This is a genomic window from Legionella gresilensis (genome assembly GCF_900639865.1).
In the GTDB taxonomy this organism is placed as follows: Bacteria; Pseudomonadota; Gammaproteobacteria; order Legionellales; family Legionellaceae; genus Legionella_C; species Legionella_C gresilensis.
Genome location: NZ_CAAAHX010000007.1, coordinates 196,735 through 213,250, shown reverse-complemented (window position 1 = coordinate 213,250; position 16,516 = coordinate 196,735). Strand labels below are relative to the sequence as shown.

Genomic DNA, 16,516 nt, shown 5'->3' with positions numbered 1-16,516 from the left:
TGTTTGCAGTATTTAAACTATTGTTAAAAATAGTTCTTATTGATGTTTATTTAAACGAAACATTTCGCGACACCGACAAGCTTATAACACTATTAATTAAAACTCTTAGTAAAGCTGGAATATAACTAGTTGGGATAGCAATCAATTGATAAGCAATAGAATGTGCTTTTTCAGGATATAGCATTTTTTTTAAAGCAGCTGCTTCTTCCTCTGAAAAATGCGCATCAATTTGTCTGGCAATTGTAATAAGAGACTTTGGTTTAAGTTTTGGCAGATGCTCAGAATTTTCAACAAGCCAAGTTGCTATACGCATCTGATTTCGAATACGTAAATCTTCTTGCGTTAGTTCTATTTTATATTCTTCTGTTTTCTCATCAACTTCCCCATGTTTATAGGTTAGAGAAACAATAATGTAAGGATTATTTTCTGGAGTATGAAATGCTTCGTAAATGCTAATTCCTACTTTAGCACCAATAAGAGGATATCCTGTTTCAGGTACCGATCCTAAATCGCTCTTAAAAAAATCACTTACATAAGGAATCGTATGGCCTTTAATTCCATTAACAAGATAGTAGCCTAACGAATAGGCAAGAACACACCCAGCAGCAACTGTTATTGGATTTTCAACAATATCAGAAACAACTTGCATTGTAGAGCTAGTTGGGCCATGTGCAATTAAATCTATTACACTAGAGCCAATTTGAGCCTGCGTCGAGCCACCTGCAATAGCTGCTGCTTCGTGAGAACTACCCATACAATAAGAGGCGTGGGTAAACCAATTTATATAAGCTGAGGGTAAAAATGCTTTACAAACAGCAGGAAAAAAAATAACAGCACCACCAATGGCATAAGTTGATAAAAAGGCCAAACCTGCAACTGGATCTTTAGCAAAAATATTATGAGTGAAAACATTAGCAAAACCATTGACACCACGAAGCATGGAGGTAAGGATATCGTTTTGATCACCTGCGGTTAAATGATAGGGAATTTTTGCTAAAGGGTACCCATCCTCTTCTTTAGCCTTAAACCCTTCAATGGATTTTCCATTTTCTTTTAATTTATTTTCTACTGTACTTAATGTTTCCTGTAAAAGTTTTTTTTCTTCTGTAGAAATGCTGTTTATTTCTTTCTGCACTTCTTCAAATGTATCTTTTAAATGCCCTAAATTTTCCGTTAAATACCAATCATCCCTAATGCCAAATGAAACCTGGTGAAATAATTTTCCACCAACATTAAAAACACCTTTAAACAGATCAATAAAGGCATCGCCAACTTTTTTGGCAGAACGACCAAACTTATACCACATTGGTTCATCAGGCTTAGCATGTTCACATAATTCTGTGGCTGCCAAATGAAATTCTTTGTCTTTCCAGGTTTCTTCTTGCCAAGGCTTTACAGGCCATATCGAGCTTTTAAAAATATTAAAAATAAAGTAGGCAAAACTAATTATAAATGCTTTAAAATTGCGATGAGTTTTCCAACGAGTAGCGGCAATAACACTTAATTCCTCTTCCTTCTCTTTTCTTTTAACTTTAGGCTTCTTAGGATCTGTATAGTCAACCTCATCCCAACCTTCTATAAAGCTTATTGCTAATAAAGCTTGACGCTCCTGTTTCCCATTTAAATGCTCCGCTGTAAAATCATAGGTTACTAAATTGTCTGGTCCTCCAACCTCATCGCTTTTGTTATTAGGACTTTTTTCTGGTCTAAAATTACCTTGATGTGCTGCAGTAATTATATTGCGAGGATCACCTTCGTAATCATCTATAATTTTGCGAGCATCTTCAATGTAATCGTTGAGCTCGCCGCGCGTAAGGGCAAAAAAACGCTTGTTACTATAAGTTAAATCTTGATTAATCCCTTGTAACTCATAAAGATGCATCATTGTTTGTTGCTTAACAAACTCTAAAATGGAATGCCGTCCACGAGCACGATTGTAAGGGCGTAAATTCTTTTCTTTTTGTAAATCCTGTAAGTATTCCTGAGCGCGTTTAATATCCTCGTCTAAATCTGCTTTGATTTGTTTTGCTTTACCTGGATTTATCTCGTCTAAAGATTTTAGTTTTAATTCTACGTTACTTTGAATAAATTTGATTCTTTCAATATAATCGTTAATTGATTTAACAAAATCTTGTACATTATTATCTTTATTAACCAACCGCTCTAAATCTTGTAAAGCTTCAATTCTATCTTGATATACATCAAGTAATTCAAGTTTAATATGCTGGGTATTACTTACCATACCCTTGGCAACACGTTCATGCGCCAAAACGCGGTACTGACCTAAACAAGCGATTACTTTGCCAGTTAAAGACTCAGGCTTAATAATTCCCCAACGCACTGCTTTTTTGAGATTTTCAGGCGTAGAAGTCCATGTAAAGCCCTCAGCATGACCATTTTTTTTAAGGAAATTTATACGGCCTTCAGTGAAGTTAGGGCTAGTTTTAGTATAAGTATCTACCTGGGTACCACCAAGATAACCTGGAACTAAAGAAATACTTGGCAGTTTAAGCGTGCTATCTTTGTCATACTTTTGCTTAATAAATTTTTTTAATTGGTCTTCATTATGTTGGTGTAGTAATCCTTTTGCACTAAGTGGTCCTGGCATATTAAATCCTAAGAACAATTTGTCTATATTTTAAACAAATTTGATTAAGGAAATATTAACAATGCCAAAAACACTTCTGAACTTGTAATGAAATAAAAATAATTTATTTTTAAGAGCTTAGAATAATGCTATAGGCTTAAAAAAGCAGCTATATTTCTTAACTTGCTTTTTTTAATTCTAATTGATGAATAGCTGCTAAAATTTTCTGATCATCGACGGTTAATAATTTATCTGAATAACCAGAATTAGGCTCATACCACCATTGACGATTGAAATAGCGCTGTAATTTACTATTCTCAAATTGACGACCATATTGAGCATATATAGTATTTTTTATTAATGTTAATTGCTCAGCATTCATCGTACGTAAACGGGTCAAATTCTCTTCTAATAAAGGATAAACGACGCGATAGCGAATATAATTTCGCCCGGTTTGTAAACACACCGATAAATCATCATCAGGTGAAAAATTTTTTAAATTCCAGACATAATGCCTATCTTTACCCTTGCCCAGGATTTTCATACCCTTTGGTTTGGGTTTTGTATAATGAGCATTTTTATTTAATTCACTGCATAAACGAGTAGGAGTGTTAGGAATAATATCTATCTCAGTACGCCCAATACGTCCACCTTGCCATAATTTACCCGTTTTTAACACATAATTTACCCAATGATACCCCATAACATCGAAGGTCACACCCGTATTATAATGGTGATTAAGGGTTACCGTTTCTTTGGGTAAAAAGGAAAAATTCCAAATGTAGGCCTCTTGATATTCTAATCCTTTTTCTTTATTGGAGGTAATTCTTTGTTTCCTGACCGCAATAGGTTTATTGCGCGCTGTTGCTACAAAGTCATAAACGAGCGCTGCGCCTTGTTTAGATTGACGACCAGCAGGAATAGAAATATTACCAAATTCTTCATTATTAACTGGAAAAGGAAATCCCATTTGAATGGTAATAGGTTTATTTAAATTATTTTCAAATAAAAAGCTACATTGGTAATCCCAAAAACCACTTCTATTTTCTTTATTAAGATTATGGCCAGTTATTATTATTTTTTCAGCAGCCATTTTAATATTGGGTTGTTCAATCGGATAAGGAGAAGCACCCGTACCTCCGAAAGCGGTGTCATTTGCTTGCGCTGTTATCACTGTCCCTAAAGAGAGTAAAGTTAACCTTGTAATAAATGCTTTAACCATCATCTTCTTTTTACTCCTTTGAACTTAACTTTTTTAGTGCTTTCTCTAACTTTATTAAACAATAAATTAGCACCATAAGCAAAAATAATTCTCACCTAATTTAAAAAGATGAGTTTTTTCCTTAAAAAACAATAAAAGAGGGCCATTTAGGGCAATTTTTGCTAGAATAAATCATTTATCATACTACTTTATTATTTTGATGAGACCTTAAATTGTTAAAAAGATTCTTCATTTTTACGCTTGTTTTTTTAAGTTTACATAATTGTTTTGCTGAGATAAAAAAAATTGCCCTAACAATTGATGATTTACCTTTTGTAGGTCCTAAGAAAAGCTTTCATCTTAATATGATTTTAAGCACCCTTAAGAAGAATAATGTTCCTGCAACGGGCTTCATTATTGCAGGTGATATAGATCATTCTGGTTGGATAATGCTTAAAAAATTTCACGATGAGGGTTTTGGTCTAGGTAATCATACAGTCTCTCATGCTAATTTAAATAAGTTAGACCTTGACGCTTACCTAGAAGAAATAGAATTGGCTGATCAACTATTATCATCCGTTCTTACAAAGCCTAAATATTTTCGCTTTCCCTATCTCGCTACAAGTAAAGGAGAAAAAAGAGAAAAAGTAGGTGAATATTTAAAAACCCTAGATTATGCAATTGCGCCTATTACCATTGACAGTAAGGATTTCCTGTTTAATAGAAAGTTAGTTGCGCTGCCTAAAGAGGAGCGCCATAATTATTTAAATGAAGAATTAAAACCTGAATATTTAGACTTTATTTGGCAACAAACATTAAAAGCGCTAGAACGAAATCGTCGCGCTCATACGCCAAACCAGGCTCAAATCTTATTAATTCACGCAAACATAATCAATGCTTACGCATTAGATGATATTATTAATCTTTATAAAGAACATGGATTTACATTTGTTACTTTACAAGATGCCTTAAAAACATTTCCTAAAAAACCTGTAACATTAGCAAACAAAACTAGAAATCCTATTGATAGGATTATAGAAACCTTTAAGGCTTGGGATTAACCAATAATCTATTTATATTTAAATACTTGCATTTTTACCCAAACTAAGTATTCTATATTTTGGGCCGTTAGCTCAGCTGGTAGAGCAGGAGGCTCTTAACCTCTGTGTCATAGGTTCGAACCCTATACGGCCCATCATTTAAATCCAGCATTGATAGCTTTGATAAAACAGGCTATTTATTTGGCTTATTAGTATTAGTGTTATTCTTAAAAGGTTTATCTTTCCAAGCTCGGTTAAAGAATTCTTCGATCAAGAAAGTTGCTAATGCAACGGGGAAACCACCTTTAAGTAAAGCACCTTTTTTACCAGCCAATAATTTCATTACAATTTGAATAAGCTTCAATTTCATGTAATTTCTAAGTAAATTTGCAATCATTTCTACTCCTTAACTAAGCTTTACTACCAGAAAGTAGCTTGTCATTAAACATCTTCTTTTAGAGAATAAAGAAAGTCAAATCATTAAAAAAATTAAAGTATTTCTATTAGTGTAGGCTAATATAAGTATTATGCTGATAACCTAACTAATAATTTTATGGAAACCATATTTCATCTTGCTTTTCCTGTCCATGATTTTAACTTAGCCAAATATTTTTATCACGAGCAGCTAGGTTTTGCCGTGGGCCGTGAATCAGAACATGCTTTAATTTTTCACTTTGCTAATCATCAAATTGTAGCGCATTTAATAGATGAGCCTCTACCTTTACAAGCGGGCATTTACCCACGCCATTTTGGGTTAATTTTTCTTAAAGAGGATGAATTTAAAGGATTCTATAATCAATTAATTAATAAAAAAGTCCCCTTTGAGATAGAACTGAAAAAACGGTTTTTAGGTACTAAAATAGAGCATCAAACTTTTTTTCTAAAAGACCCCAGCAATAATCTTCTTGAATTTAAATGCTATCAATATTATTCAGCTATTTTTAATGAAAAAGATTTCAAAAAAGTTGGAGAAAATCTACAATAATCAGTTATTTTTTTAAAGAATAAGATATATAAATTTATTAGCTAAATTCCTTAAATAATTAGTTTTTTAGTCTAAAATTAAAGAGTGTAAATTGAATTAATTTAACACCTAAATCAACTAATTTTAAGATCAATTTAGGAAGAAATAATGTCCGTAGAAACAAAGATTGCAAAAGCTATTTATAAGCGTCATCCCATTTACTTTACCTATAATAACTTACCCCGTTTAGTTGAGCCACATCACTTTGGTATTTTAAAAGGTAAAAAACAATTACATGCTTTCCAATATCAAGGTCAAAGTGTCAATGGCCCTCTACCCCAATGGCGTAATTTTAAGTTACGTTTAATTAAAGATCTAAGTATTAATGAAAACCAATTTTTCAACGTACGTCATTCCTACAATCCAAATAACTGCAAGTTCTCACGTATTGATAGATCTGTTTGGGATTTACAATAATTAGCTTATCTTAAAGATACTTCTATTTGCCTTAAACTATATATTTTCAGCCTAATTTAAAGAAGTTAATTAAATGGTATTGGGGTGACTTTATAATTTAGCTTTTAAGACAAGTTAATTTTCAATAATTAGATGCCTACAATGACGTAGCGTACGTTCTGATTCTGGAGGTAATATATGATAATCACCATATTCTTTACGAAGAATAGAGTCAGCATCATAAGGAATATTAAAGTAATGATTTTCAAAAACAGCACGTTTAAGTGGAAAAACTTCTGCAAACTCTATAAGGGTGACTCTTTTACAATGATAACCTCTTCCCAAATAGGGGCTATTTAATTTTTTGGAATGACGTACCAAATAATCTAATCCATGGTTAAGGATAACTTTAGGAAAAATATAACCTAAAGCACGATATAAATTATGACTACGCCCCATAGAAAGCGGTGAATGTTTCGTACCAAGCATGCGTAAAAGCTTACGCGATATACGTTTATAAAAACGGCGTTTCCAAGGAGTTACTATCATTTTGTCATAAACAAAAACATCGATAAATATTCCTTGCACATAAGGTTCGTTTCCCTTTTCGTGTCTTTCTAAATAATAACTACGTCTGTCACGTATTTTTAATGGTGCTCCTAGGTTATAGTAACCTGCCTCTATACCAGCTAGCTGTAAATGTATATCAGCAGGAAGCTCAAGGGGAGCGACTTTTAAAAATTTTTCATAACTTTCTCGTGGCATAGCAATATCCATGTCATCATCCCATGGAATAAAGCCTTGATGTCGAATGGCGCCTAACAAAGTACCGGCATCAAGCCAATAGACTAACTGATGTTTGACACAAATAGCATCAATTACCTTTAGCATATCTAACATTCTCAATTGCGCCTGGCGCAAACGACCATCAGTAAGAATAGCCACCGAAGACTGATTTATTTCGTTTGATAGAATTGATTCCACTACAATATAACTAACGTTACCATATCACAAAGATATCATTAACAAGCAATTTCGTATAGTTTCATTTGCTAAGCAAGATTAGAAGATCATTGATAATAATAGCGGTTTTAACTATTATGATTTCTTTTCATGAGAATTATTATGGCTATCTGGTTTAACCCTATCAGTATAGAATATGTTAACCAACGTAATCAAAATACGCTCGCTGATTTTCTAGGTATTAAATTCATTGAAGTTGGCGATGATTTTTTAATAGCAACTATGCCTGCTAGTGAACGAACTAAACAGCCATTAGGTATTATTCATGGTGGCGCTAATGTGGTTTTAGCAGAAACACTAGCGAGTGTTGCTGCAAATTCTGTAGTCGATTTAAATAAATTTTATTGTGTTGGTTTAGAAATTAACGCCAATCATATACGTCCGGTAAGTAAAGGTTTTGTAAAAGGAATCACACGCCCTCTACATATAGGCCGCACAACACATGTATGGCAAATAGATATGTATAATGAAGAAGGTAAGACAAGTTGCGTATCTAGAATGACTGCCTCTGTCGTAGCACGATAAAAACGCAGCATAGGTGACGGTCGAGTTAGACCGTTTTCAATATGACCCCCTACAAATTCTTTGTTTTCCCCGCGTAGGCGGGGATCTATCCTCAATTAGTACTGAGTTTAATTTCCACATGGATTCCTGCCTATGCGGGAAAGACATTCACCACGCAACAAAGCATTCCGGCCTGACGGAATAACAAGTATAATAGATAACTCCTTTACCGCCAAACTACAAAATTATTTCTCAAGGCCATACCCTTCATCAAGCCAACCTTGTAAGCCTTGAGCGAGAGAATAAACCTCCTCATAACCCATCTCTTGTAAAGTCTTAGCAACTAAAGCACAACGAAAGCCACCACTACAGTAAACAATTATTGGTGTATCAGTATTAGGTACAAGTTTTTCTATATCTCTTTCAATAATACCTTTACTCACATGAACAGCATTAGGGATATGTCCTATTGGCCATTCATGATCTTCACGAATGTCAATAAGATACATAGGTAATTGCTTATCAATTTTTTCCTTAAGTGTAGGCGCATCGATTTCTTTAATTTCCTTCTTAGCTTCTGAGACTAAGGCTAAAAATCTGGGAGAATGTTGCTTTGGCACCAGGTCAGCTCCTTAATTTTTTGAGGCAATATTCTATGATTTTGGCTTTTTTAACCAAATTAATAATATTGCTCCAACTATTAAATAAATAGGTAAAACGGTCAATGCTATACGGTAACTACTTAATGAAAATACATGTATTCCATTAACCATTTTTCCATCCCAAGTTAAATCTAGTAATTTACCAATAAAAGGTTCTGTTATAGCGTCTAAGATAGCATCACTCGTATTTAGCATAGCAGCGATAGTTGCTGTTAGTGCTAAAGGATTAGTATCTTTTGCAATAGCAAAAACAAGCATAAAAGCACCCAAACCAAAACCAAATAAAAATAATAAAAGTATTAAAATAGCATACGAAAGATAGGAACTAAATAAAACAATTGTTATTGCGACACAAGACAACAGGGTGCTAAAAAACATAACCTCGCGCCGATTGTTTAATCTATCGGATAAAAAGCCTAAAATAGGACTACCTAAGCCTAATCCAATAAATACACAAGATATCATAGAGGCAGCTTGTGTTTTACTTAAATGATAGGCTTGTTCTAAAAATGGATTTCCCCAAAGACCACCAAAAACCGCAATAGGTGAAAATGCTAATCCACTATAGAATGTTAGTAACCAATTCTGCTTATTTCCTAGCGCTTGCTTAATATCTTTAAATGTAATGTTATTTTTATTGCGCGCAATAGGATGAGCTTGCTTATCACGGACAATAAAAGAAAACAAACCTGCTAAAAAAAGCCCTACTATACCTACTAAAAGCAGGCAATGTCGCCAACCAAAGTTAGCAATTAGCCAAGCTAAAGGCGCTTGTCCAAAAACAGCCCCAGCCATTGCGGCTGTAGCCAATAAACCACTAATAAAAGCATATTGCCTAGGCTCAAACCAAATAGCAGCTAATTTCATATAAGCAACTGTAGCAAATGCTACACCTACACCCATCAGTCCCCGCGCTAAGCTAGCTATTAATATTGTTTGTGATTGAGAAAATATTAAAACACCTACTGCAGCGCTAAAAACAGCTAAAGTAGTAAACCAGCGTGTACTGTATTTATCAAGCAAAATACCGACAAAAAGTTGCATAATCATATATGTATAATAAAAAGTGGCTGCTAAGCCGCCTAAACCAGCCCCGCTTAGATTAAATTGCTGCATTAAATCAGCTGTAATAATGCTTGGAAAAACCTGTAAAATATATTTATAAAAGAGAAATCCTGCTGCTAAGGTAATTACTAAAATAGGATAAGCAGAAACCTTTTTAAGATTAATTTCTAAAACTGATCTTGCCATTATTTGTACTCTCTTAAAGTTAATCGGTAAATAAAATACGATCTGCTGAGCGAGCACATGTCGTTAAGAGCCCTGTCTTAACGCTTTTAATCGCTCATCGTTAAGACAGGCAAATAATGTTAATAATGGCTATAAGACGAATAATCGAACATAGAGGCCGAGCAATATAGCTTGAAGAAAAACATAACAAGTTATTACTAGGCTGATTCATTGCTAATTCAACTATATTTGATATAAATAAAAGCAGAGAGTTTTATTCTTGCATAAAGAGTTTTCTCATGCAACTTATTTTCATAGCTATTTTATATGAAGATAGAAAATTATTTTCTAGACGCAAACCGATAAAAAAATCCTTTTGCTGCCATAAGTTCTTGGTAATTACCAGATTCTATACAACAGCCTTGATCGATAACATAAATAATATCCGCGTCAACAATTGTACTAAGCCTATGCGCAATAACTAAACGAGTTATATTGAGCGTGTTCAAATGTTGTTTAATCTGTGCTTGTACTTTATTGTCTAAAGCACTTGTTGCTTCATCTAATAAGAGAATTCTAGGTTTATTACTTAATGCACGTGCTAAATTGATACGTTGTATTTCTCCACCCGAAAGCATCTGAATACCATCGTTAATTAACGTATCAATACCCATAGGAAGATCTTGGAGAAACCCTTCTAATCCGACATGTCTTGCAATTTCATACGCTTCCTCACGAGATAACGTGCTATTGTTTCCGCAAATATTTTCATAGATAGTGCCTGGGATTAATTGCGTTGCTTGCATCACAACACCTAACTGATTTCTCAAAGAATTTAGGTTGATATTTTTTAAATCAACTCCACTGTATTTAATAACCCCAGATTCAGGATAATCGAGGCTCAATAAAAGCCGAAAAATAGTTGATTTACCTGCGCCTGATGGCCCAACAAAAGCGGTAAAAGACCCTGGCTGAATAGCAATATTTAAATTCGTAAATAGTGGTTTTTCATCACCAGGGTAACGAAAAACAATATCTTGCATAACAATATGGCCATCTAATAAATCAATTTTATTTTTCCCCTGCTCTTGTTCAGGAATACTTGCAAATATAGGTTTAGCTTTTTGAAATAAAGGAATAATTTCAATACTTTCACTTATAACGGCCGTTAATTCTAAAAATGCATTAAAAAATTGAATAAATGCGGCATTGAAAATAATAAAACTACTGAAGCTTAATGTGTTGTTACGCCAAATAATTAAAGCATAAATAATAAGTATGCTTATTCCCATAAAACCAGTTGTAAAAATGTGATTTATATTAATTAATTTATTAGCAATAAATTTTGAGTGAATTTTAGCAGCATATTCTTTCTCCCAAAACTGAAAAGCATTTTTTTCTTTATTAGCTACTCTTATTTTGCTTATAGAAGCTAACATACCGAGTAAAATACCACTAATTTTAGTTTGCTTAGTTGTTAACTTTCTAGTTACTTTTAATAATCTTAAATTTATAGAAAATACAAAAACAACCATAATAAATACAAGAAATAAAGCTGTTAATGCTAAATAAATATCAATAAAAAACATTAAAATTAAATAAGTAACTGATAAAATACCAGCAATAATCGTTGAAATAACCCGCTCACCTAGCTCTTGTTGAATTAAACTAACAACACTGACGCGAAAACTTAAATCTCCTGCTGTAAACTGTTTAAAAAAAGAAATTGGTAATTTTAATAATCGATCCCACATTGCTGTTTGTATGCGGTGCTGGGCTCTAAATCGCATACGTAATAAAAGAATATCTTGTAAAAATTGAAGTAGACTAACAATAACACCAATTATAACTAATAGAATTGTATATTGAATTAATAACGAATAATTAGAATAAGGAATTACTTGCTCAAAAAGAATCCCTGTTATAACTGGAATTGTCGTTAAAAAAAGTGCGGCTAAAATATGAAAAAATATAACTTTCCGCATTTCTTTTTTTAGAAAGGAGAAAGTAAATTTTAATACATCAATAATAGAAACATTTTTTTCAGGTAAGGAGGGATAAAGCATATATGCATGATGATGAATATTCTTAGCTATCTTCTCATCTACTAATCGGCGCTCTCCTGTTTTACCGTTTATAATTTCATAGCCATCCTTTTTAGGAAGCAGCGCGCAACAATGATGATTAAAAAAAGCAATCAATGGACCTGCATCGTTTTTCCACCACTTATTTTTTAAACGAACTCGACGAATACGTAATAGATTATGATTTGCTATAGTCTGAAGATAATCGACCGAATTAAATTGATTAATATCAGCTGTTGGCTTACTTAATTTAATTTTTAAATAATTAGCTACTAATTTGCAAGCTGCAAAATGAATATCAAAAAAATCAGTTAAAGAGGTATAATTTTGTTTTTTTGATGAATAAACTTTCTTTAAATGTTTTATATAAAGCAGTGGAATTTTATCATAACTCATATTTTTCATTCTCCACTAATTCTTTATATAAACCGGGCTTAGTTATTAATTTCTTATGTGTACCATGCTGGATAATTTGTCCTTCATTGACAACATAAATATGATCGCAAGCAAATACAGCGCTTAAACGATGAGCAATAATGACTAAAGTACAATTAATTTTGCGCAAATTTTCATAAATTGCCGATTCAAGAAGAGAATCCATGGCCGAAGTTGCTTCATCTAAAATAAGTAATTGTGGCTTTAATAGTAAAGCTCTTGCTAACTCTAAACGTTGCCGCTGGCCACCGCTTAAATTCACGCCACCTTCAAGTAATTTAAGATTTAACCCACCCCTTAATAAGAGATCTTTATCTAAATATACCTGTTCTAAAACAGCAAATAATTCTTTATCTGTAAATTTATTATCCCAATACGAAAGATTGTCACGTACACTTCCTGAAAAAAGAAAAACATTTTGATCCACATAAGTAATAAACTTACTTAATAAGTTGCGATTAAGCTCCTTATAAGGAATGCCTTTAAATAAAATCTCTCCTGATAAAGGTGTATTTAAACCACAAACTAACTTAGCAAGGCTTGATTTACCACTACCACTAGGGCCGACTATAGCTACCTGTTCTCCTTGCTTTATCGCCATAGATAATGAATCGATAACAGGTGGTTCAAGAGGAGAATAACTAAAAGATAGTTGATTAATTTTTAAGATAGGATTTATGTCTTTTTGTAAAAGGTCTGCATTAAATTGACTTAATTTAAAAAGTGGATCGATTCGCGTATCAACAATATCTTTTAAACGAATCATATCGCCCTTTATTTGAAATAGATTACTAAAAAAGTTGGTAATTGCATCAAGTGGTGTAAGAAAATTAAGTGTTAATGCTTGAATTGCTATAATTGATCCTATAGTTAACTCGCCTCTTATAACGAAAAAAGCACCTAGAAAAATAATAGATAAACTTGCTATTAAATTAAAAAAACTAGGAATAGCTGAGGTTATAATTTTTGTTAGTAAAAGTTTATGCTCAGCTGTTAAAAATTTTGTATAGAAAGAAGCCCAGCGATTAAAAAAATATTGCTCTAAAGCAGAAATTTTTAATGTTTCAATAATTTGAATCCCATTAGCCTCTATTCCTTCTAATTTTCCTCTATCACCTGCATATTTACGGCCCAGATCGATTAACTTGCGTCGACTAATAATTAAGACACTTATATTTAAAAGAACTAATAGCAATAATACCAACCAAATTTGCCAACTTAAAATGAATATTACCAAGCCAAAGCTAATGACTTTTAAAGTATTTACAACAAGCTCAGGTAAATCTTTGGCTATAATCGCGGCGATTCTTTCATTAATCATGCTTCGTTCAACAATTTCTCCATTAGATCGTTGTTGAAAAAAATTAATAGGGATATGGAGTAGACGCCAGAAAAAGTTTACTGAATTCATCGCATCTAATTTAATATTTAAGTGATTAAGAAACTTTAACTGTAGCCACGTTAATAAAACCGTCATGAGTGTAGTAAATAATAGGCCAAATAAGACAAAACTAATTAAACTTTTCTGATTATCAATAAGTAAATAATCAATAAAAGCTTTAGTAAAAATAGGAATAGCAATATTAGGAACAATTAAAAGGGCTGTAACTAAAATAATGAAAAATAAAGCAGTATAATTTTGTCTTAATCTAGTAAAAAGAAACTTTCGAATAGAAAACTCAGGCTTACCACCCTTTTTAAAAGAAGCACCTGGGGTTAAAACTAAAATAACACCAGTATATTCTCTCTCAAACTCATCCCAACTGATATTACGGGGGCCAGTAGCAGGATCGTTTATATAAACTCTTTTCTTTGAAAAACCTTCAACGACTAGAAAATGGTTAAAGCTCCAGTAGACAATAAACGGTACTTTCTTTTCTTTTAATTCTTCTATTTCAAGATTAGCCCCATATGCTTCCATACCATAATTTCGTGCAGCTTTTACGATATTAATGGCTTTTGTGCCATCTCGAGAGACACCACAAGCATACCTTAATTCTTCAGCAGTAACATACTTCCCATAGAAAGCAAGGATAATAGCTAACGACGCTGCGCCACATTCGGTCGCTTCCATTTGTAAAATCGTTGGTGTTTTTACTCGCTTCTGTATAGGGCGCTTAATTTCCATAATAAAATAATTATAGATGGCGTTACTATTAATTGTAGAAGTTAATAAGCAAATCAATAGGACGTTTAGTTTCTATATTAATCATAACCTCAATAAGCGTCCCTTGAGTTAATTGAATATTAGGTCCTAAACGGCTTGTCCACTGAAAGCCACTTGGTGTGTGCACATCCCTATTCATGAGTATTTTAACAGACATTAAAGGTTCTTGACTTAAAAAAGATGAAACGAGTTGTTGATTTTTTAATACAGCCATCATACTTTCTTGGGTCACAGGCAAAAGGGAGATGCTTTGCACATGGCCTTTAATAGTACCATATTCCAATTTATTAATAATAGTAGGCGTGATTTGGGCACTCATACCAGGTTTTAACAATTTACCTTTGCGAGCTGGTACGAAAACTAAAGCATATAAATCCAGCACTTTTGGGATGATGCTTAACAAAGCTTCTCCTGCTTTTGTATAATCCCCTGGTCTTACTCTGACCTCAGCAACAATGCCATTTACTGGACTTGTAATAACCTGAGATTCTTGTAATTTCTGTTTTAAAAGTGCAACTTGTTCTTCAGCTTTAAGTACATTTAAAGCAAGTTCACGCTCACGTTCAAGCCATTTATCTTTTAGCTCAATTAAATTAGCTTTTTGAGAAATTAAATCAGCTTCATGTGAATTAATTTCTTGAAGTAATCGATAATATTCAACTCGAGTTTCTGTCACATTAGGTAAATCAATAATCCCTTTTTTTAATGCTTTTTCCTTTAAGTCAAGCATGATTTGTAATTGCTTAAGCTTTTGCCGTGCTGCATTTAAACTATCATTAATTTTAATAATTTGATCATTTTGATTTTGTTCTAACGTAGAAACAATTTGCTTTGAGCGAGCATTTAAGTTTTTCTGCTCGGCTTGTAATTTAGTTAAAAATTGTTGGCTAGTGTTTAATTCTAAAGTAACTTCATTCGTATAAGAAACCAGTTTGCTGCCTTTGCTTATTTGATCACCTGGCTTTATATAAACATCTTTTATTTTTCCGTCTACTGTTGGAGCCTGTACGGTAACAACATCGCTACTAACAGCCATTAATACTCCTTTTCCCTCTACTCGAATAAATAAAGTGCCTTTGATTAACCAAATAAAAAACACACCAATAATAAGAAAAAAAACGAAAAACAATAACCAATATTTTGGCGTAATAACCTGGATTACGTCTTCATTTAATGTAGGACGATTAATTTGCTCCAGTGCTTTTTTACGAAAAACAATGCCCTTTTTCTTAGCCATGCTTATCTTTAATTAATTGATTTTGGGTTTGTCTTAGCCGTTGTGCAAGCAAAGGTAATAACTCGAGAGCAATTTCTGGATATGCTTGTAATTGAGCTTTGAAATCCCACTGAGTAATAACTAATGCCTCGGTTGGTAAAAGCGCAACTGCACTAGCAGAGCGAGGTAAGCTATCAATAATAGCTAACTCTCCTAGTATTTCACCCTGCCCTACTTTAGCAATAGAAATACATTTATTATTGGATTCATAAAATACTTCTACTGAGCCTTTACTAATGATAAAGCATTTATCACCTTGCTCACCTTGTTTAATTAAATATTCACCTTGGGCAAAAGTCTGCTTTTGTGCAAGGCTGGCAATGCGCCATAAAATGGCTTTTCTTAATTTAGAAAATAAGGGAGAAATTTGAAGAATTTTTAAGGCGTCCATTTCTTTTTCTGGTGCGTTCACAAATATTTCCACCGTTTAACCTACTATAAAGTATAGTTAAAAATAATAGGTTATCCTTAACCTATTCATATAAATCAGTCCTTATTTTATATCCATCGAGTACGCTAGGATTTTGGTTTACTTTACGAGCTGTACTCTATCTACTTATGAACCTTCCCTTCTATCTCTCATATCTGTCACGATAACCTTTGGGCGCTCTTGTATCTCTATCTATTAGTCGCCTCTCGGCTTTTGCATCAGCTACCTTTCTACCGCCAGATATATTTTCTAAATCAGCATCCGTTAAATTATTATTTTTTTCTTTTATATCACTATCTTTAACAAGGTTAGACTGCTTGCGAATGCTCATAACACACCTCACAACTTAAATTATACTCTTAAATTATAGATCAAATTTCAAACATTTAGGTATAGAAACTTACACGACTTAAATAAAGGTAAATTATACTATTTAGCTATAAGGATAATAATGTAG

Annotated in this window: 15 protein-coding genes and 1 tRNA gene; 5 read left to right on the top strand and 11 right to left on the bottom strand. The window is 33.0% G+C overall.

The genetic code is table 11. The features are described from left to right. Positions 1-46: 46 nt before the first annotated feature. Together E1P04_RS10900 and E1P04_RS10895 are read right to left on the bottom strand one after the other, a co-directional pair. Positions 47-2,608 carry a hypothetical protein gene (locus E1P04_RS10900; protein WP_131782933.1) on the bottom strand — a complete coding sequence of 854 codons (2,562 nt, stop codon included), beginning with the start codon at positions 2,606-2,608 and terminating at the stop codon, positions 47-49. Positions 2,609-2,765: 157 nt separating this feature from the next. Further along, the gene (locus tag E1P04_RS10895) at positions 2,766-3,812 is read right to left on the bottom strand and encodes a YARHG domain-containing protein (protein ID WP_131782932.1); all 1,047 of its coding nucleotides are present in this window, start codon (positions 3,810-3,812) and stop codon (positions 2,766-2,768) included. 209 nt (positions 3,813-4,021) lie between these two features. Between E1P04_RS10895 and E1P04_RS10890 the strand changes: the two genes are divergently transcribed. Together E1P04_RS10890 and E1P04_RS10885 are read left to right on the top strand one after the other, a co-directional pair. Then, positions 4,022-4,849, top strand: a complete 828-nt coding sequence (locus E1P04_RS10890) for a polysaccharide deacetylase family protein (RefSeq protein WP_242604440.1) — start codon at positions 4,022-4,024, stop codon at positions 4,847-4,849. Positions 4,850-4,910: 61 nt separating this feature from the next. After that, a tRNA-Lys gene (locus E1P04_RS10885) sits at positions 4,911-4,983 on the top strand. Between the two features lie 38 nt (positions 4,984-5,021). Here the strand turns inward: E1P04_RS10885 and E1P04_RS10880 are convergent. Further along, positions 5,022-5,225 (bottom strand): hypothetical protein, encoded by a 204-nt coding sequence (locus E1P04_RS10880; RefSeq protein ID WP_131782931.1) that lies wholly within the window; start codon positions 5,223-5,225, stop codon positions 5,022-5,024. A 156-nt stretch (positions 5,226-5,381) separates the two neighbouring features. Here E1P04_RS10880 and E1P04_RS10875 point away from each other — a divergent pair, with 156 nt between their 5' ends. Both E1P04_RS10875 and E1P04_RS10870 read left to right on the top strand, forming a co-directional pair. Beyond that, on the top strand, positions 5,382-5,813 hold the full coding sequence (locus E1P04_RS10875; protein WP_131782930.1) for a VOC family protein: 432 nt from the start codon (positions 5,382-5,384) through the stop codon (positions 5,811-5,813). Between the two features lie 147 nt (positions 5,814-5,960). Beyond that, the gene (locus tag E1P04_RS10870; RefSeq protein WP_131782929.1) at positions 5,961-6,269 is read left to right on the top strand and encodes a WYL domain-containing protein; all 309 of its coding nucleotides are present in this window, start codon (positions 5,961-5,963) and stop codon (positions 6,267-6,269) included. 114 nt (positions 6,270-6,383) lie between these two features. On the opposite strand, the gene E1P04_RS10865 is transcribed toward E1P04_RS10870, so the two are convergent. Further along, entirely contained in the window at positions 6,384-7,232 is an 849-nt protein-coding gene (locus E1P04_RS10865) for a LicD family protein (protein ID WP_242604439.1), read from the bottom strand. Positions 7,233-7,373: 141 nt separating this feature from the next. Between E1P04_RS10865 and E1P04_RS10860 the strand changes: the two genes are divergently transcribed. After that, positions 7,374-7,796, top strand: coding sequence for a hotdog fold thioesterase (locus tag E1P04_RS10860; protein WP_131782928.1), 423 nt, complete (start codon positions 7,374-7,376; stop codon positions 7,794-7,796). Between the two features lie 224 nt (positions 7,797-8,020). Here E1P04_RS10860 and E1P04_RS10855 read toward each other — a convergent pair whose 3' ends face one another. The 7 genes from E1P04_RS10855 to E1P04_RS10825 form a co-directional block, all read right to left on the bottom strand. Continuing rightward, positions 8,021-8,395, bottom strand: a complete 375-nt coding sequence (locus E1P04_RS10855) for a rhodanese-like domain-containing protein (protein WP_131782927.1) — start codon at positions 8,393-8,395, stop codon at positions 8,021-8,023. A 33-nt stretch (positions 8,396-8,428) separates the two neighbouring features. After that, the gene (locus E1P04_RS10850) at positions 8,429-9,688 is read right to left on the bottom strand and encodes an MFS transporter (RefSeq protein ID WP_131782926.1); all 1,260 of its coding nucleotides are present in this window, start codon (positions 9,686-9,688) and stop codon (positions 8,429-8,431) included. 320 nt (positions 9,689-10,008) lie between these two features. Continuing rightward, positions 10,009-12,147, bottom strand: a complete 2,139-nt coding sequence (locus E1P04_RS10845; protein WP_165482753.1) for an NHLP bacteriocin export ABC transporter permease/ATPase subunit — start codon at positions 12,145-12,147, stop codon at positions 10,009-10,011. Then, on the bottom strand, positions 12,137-14,314 hold the full coding sequence (locus E1P04_RS10840) for a cysteine peptidase family C39 domain-containing protein (RefSeq protein ID WP_131782924.1): 2,178 nt from the start codon (positions 14,312-14,314) through the stop codon (positions 12,137-12,139). Before E1P04_RS10840 ends, E1P04_RS10845 begins: the two co-directional genes overlap by 11 nt. A 28-nt stretch (positions 14,315-14,342) precedes the next feature. Then, positions 14,343-15,590 carry an NHLP bacteriocin system secretion protein gene (locus E1P04_RS10835; protein WP_131782923.1) on the bottom strand — a complete coding sequence of 416 codons (1,248 nt, stop codon included), beginning with the start codon at positions 15,588-15,590 and terminating at the stop codon, positions 14,343-14,345. After that, complete coding sequence (locus E1P04_RS10830; protein ID WP_131782922.1) at positions 15,583-16,041, bottom strand: cyclic nucleotide-binding domain-containing protein; 459 nt, start codon at positions 16,039-16,041, stop codon at positions 15,583-15,585. Before E1P04_RS10830 ends, E1P04_RS10835 begins: the two co-directional genes overlap by 8 nt. Positions 16,042-16,201: 160 nt before the next feature. After that, positions 16,202-16,390, bottom strand: coding sequence for a hypothetical protein (locus tag E1P04_RS10825; RefSeq protein ID WP_131782921.1), 189 nt, complete (start codon positions 16,388-16,390; stop codon positions 16,202-16,204). Between the last annotated feature and the right edge of the window lie 126 nt (positions 16,391-16,516).

Excerpts from the sequence above, each read along its gene's own strand:
- E1P04_RS10825 (WP_131782921.1), bottom strand. The coding sequence starts at position 16,390 with ATGAGCATTCGCAAGCAGTCTAACCTTGTTAAAGATAGTGATATAAAA.
- E1P04_RS10850 (WP_131782926.1), bottom strand. The coding sequence starts at position 9,688 with ATGGCAAGATCAGTTTTAGAAATTAATCTTAAAAAGGTTTCTGCTTAT.
- E1P04_RS10875 (WP_131782930.1), top strand. The coding sequence starts at position 5,382 with ATGGAAACCATATTTCATCTTGCTTTTCCTGTCCATGATTTTAACTTA.
- E1P04_RS10835 (WP_131782923.1), bottom strand. The coding sequence starts at position 15,590 with ATGGCTAAGAAAAAGGGCATTGTTTTTCGTAAAAAAGCACTGGAGCAA.
- E1P04_RS10895 (WP_131782932.1), bottom strand. The coding sequence starts at position 3,812 with ATGATGGTTAAAGCATTTATTACAAGGTTAACTTTACTCTCTTTAGGG.
- E1P04_RS10860 (WP_131782928.1), top strand. The coding sequence starts at position 7,374 with ATGGCTATCTGGTTTAACCCTATCAGTATAGAATATGTTAACCAACGT.
- E1P04_RS10840 (WP_131782924.1), bottom strand. The coding sequence starts at position 14,314 with ATGGAAATTAAGCGCCCTATACAGAAGCGAGTAAAAACACCAACGATT.
- E1P04_RS10870 (WP_131782929.1), top strand. The coding sequence starts at position 5,961 with ATGTCCGTAGAAACAAAGATTGCAAAAGCTATTTATAAGCGTCATCCC.
- E1P04_RS10845 (WP_165482753.1), bottom strand. The coding sequence starts at position 12,147 with ATGAGTTATGATAAAATTCCACTGCTTTATATAAAACATTTAAAGAAA.
- E1P04_RS10900 (WP_131782933.1), bottom strand. The coding sequence starts at position 2,608 with ATGCCAGGACCACTTAGTGCAAAAGGATTACTACACCAACATAATGAA.
- E1P04_RS10880 (WP_131782931.1), bottom strand. The coding sequence starts at position 5,225 with ATGATTGCAAATTTACTTAGAAATTACATGAAATTGAAGCTTATTCAA.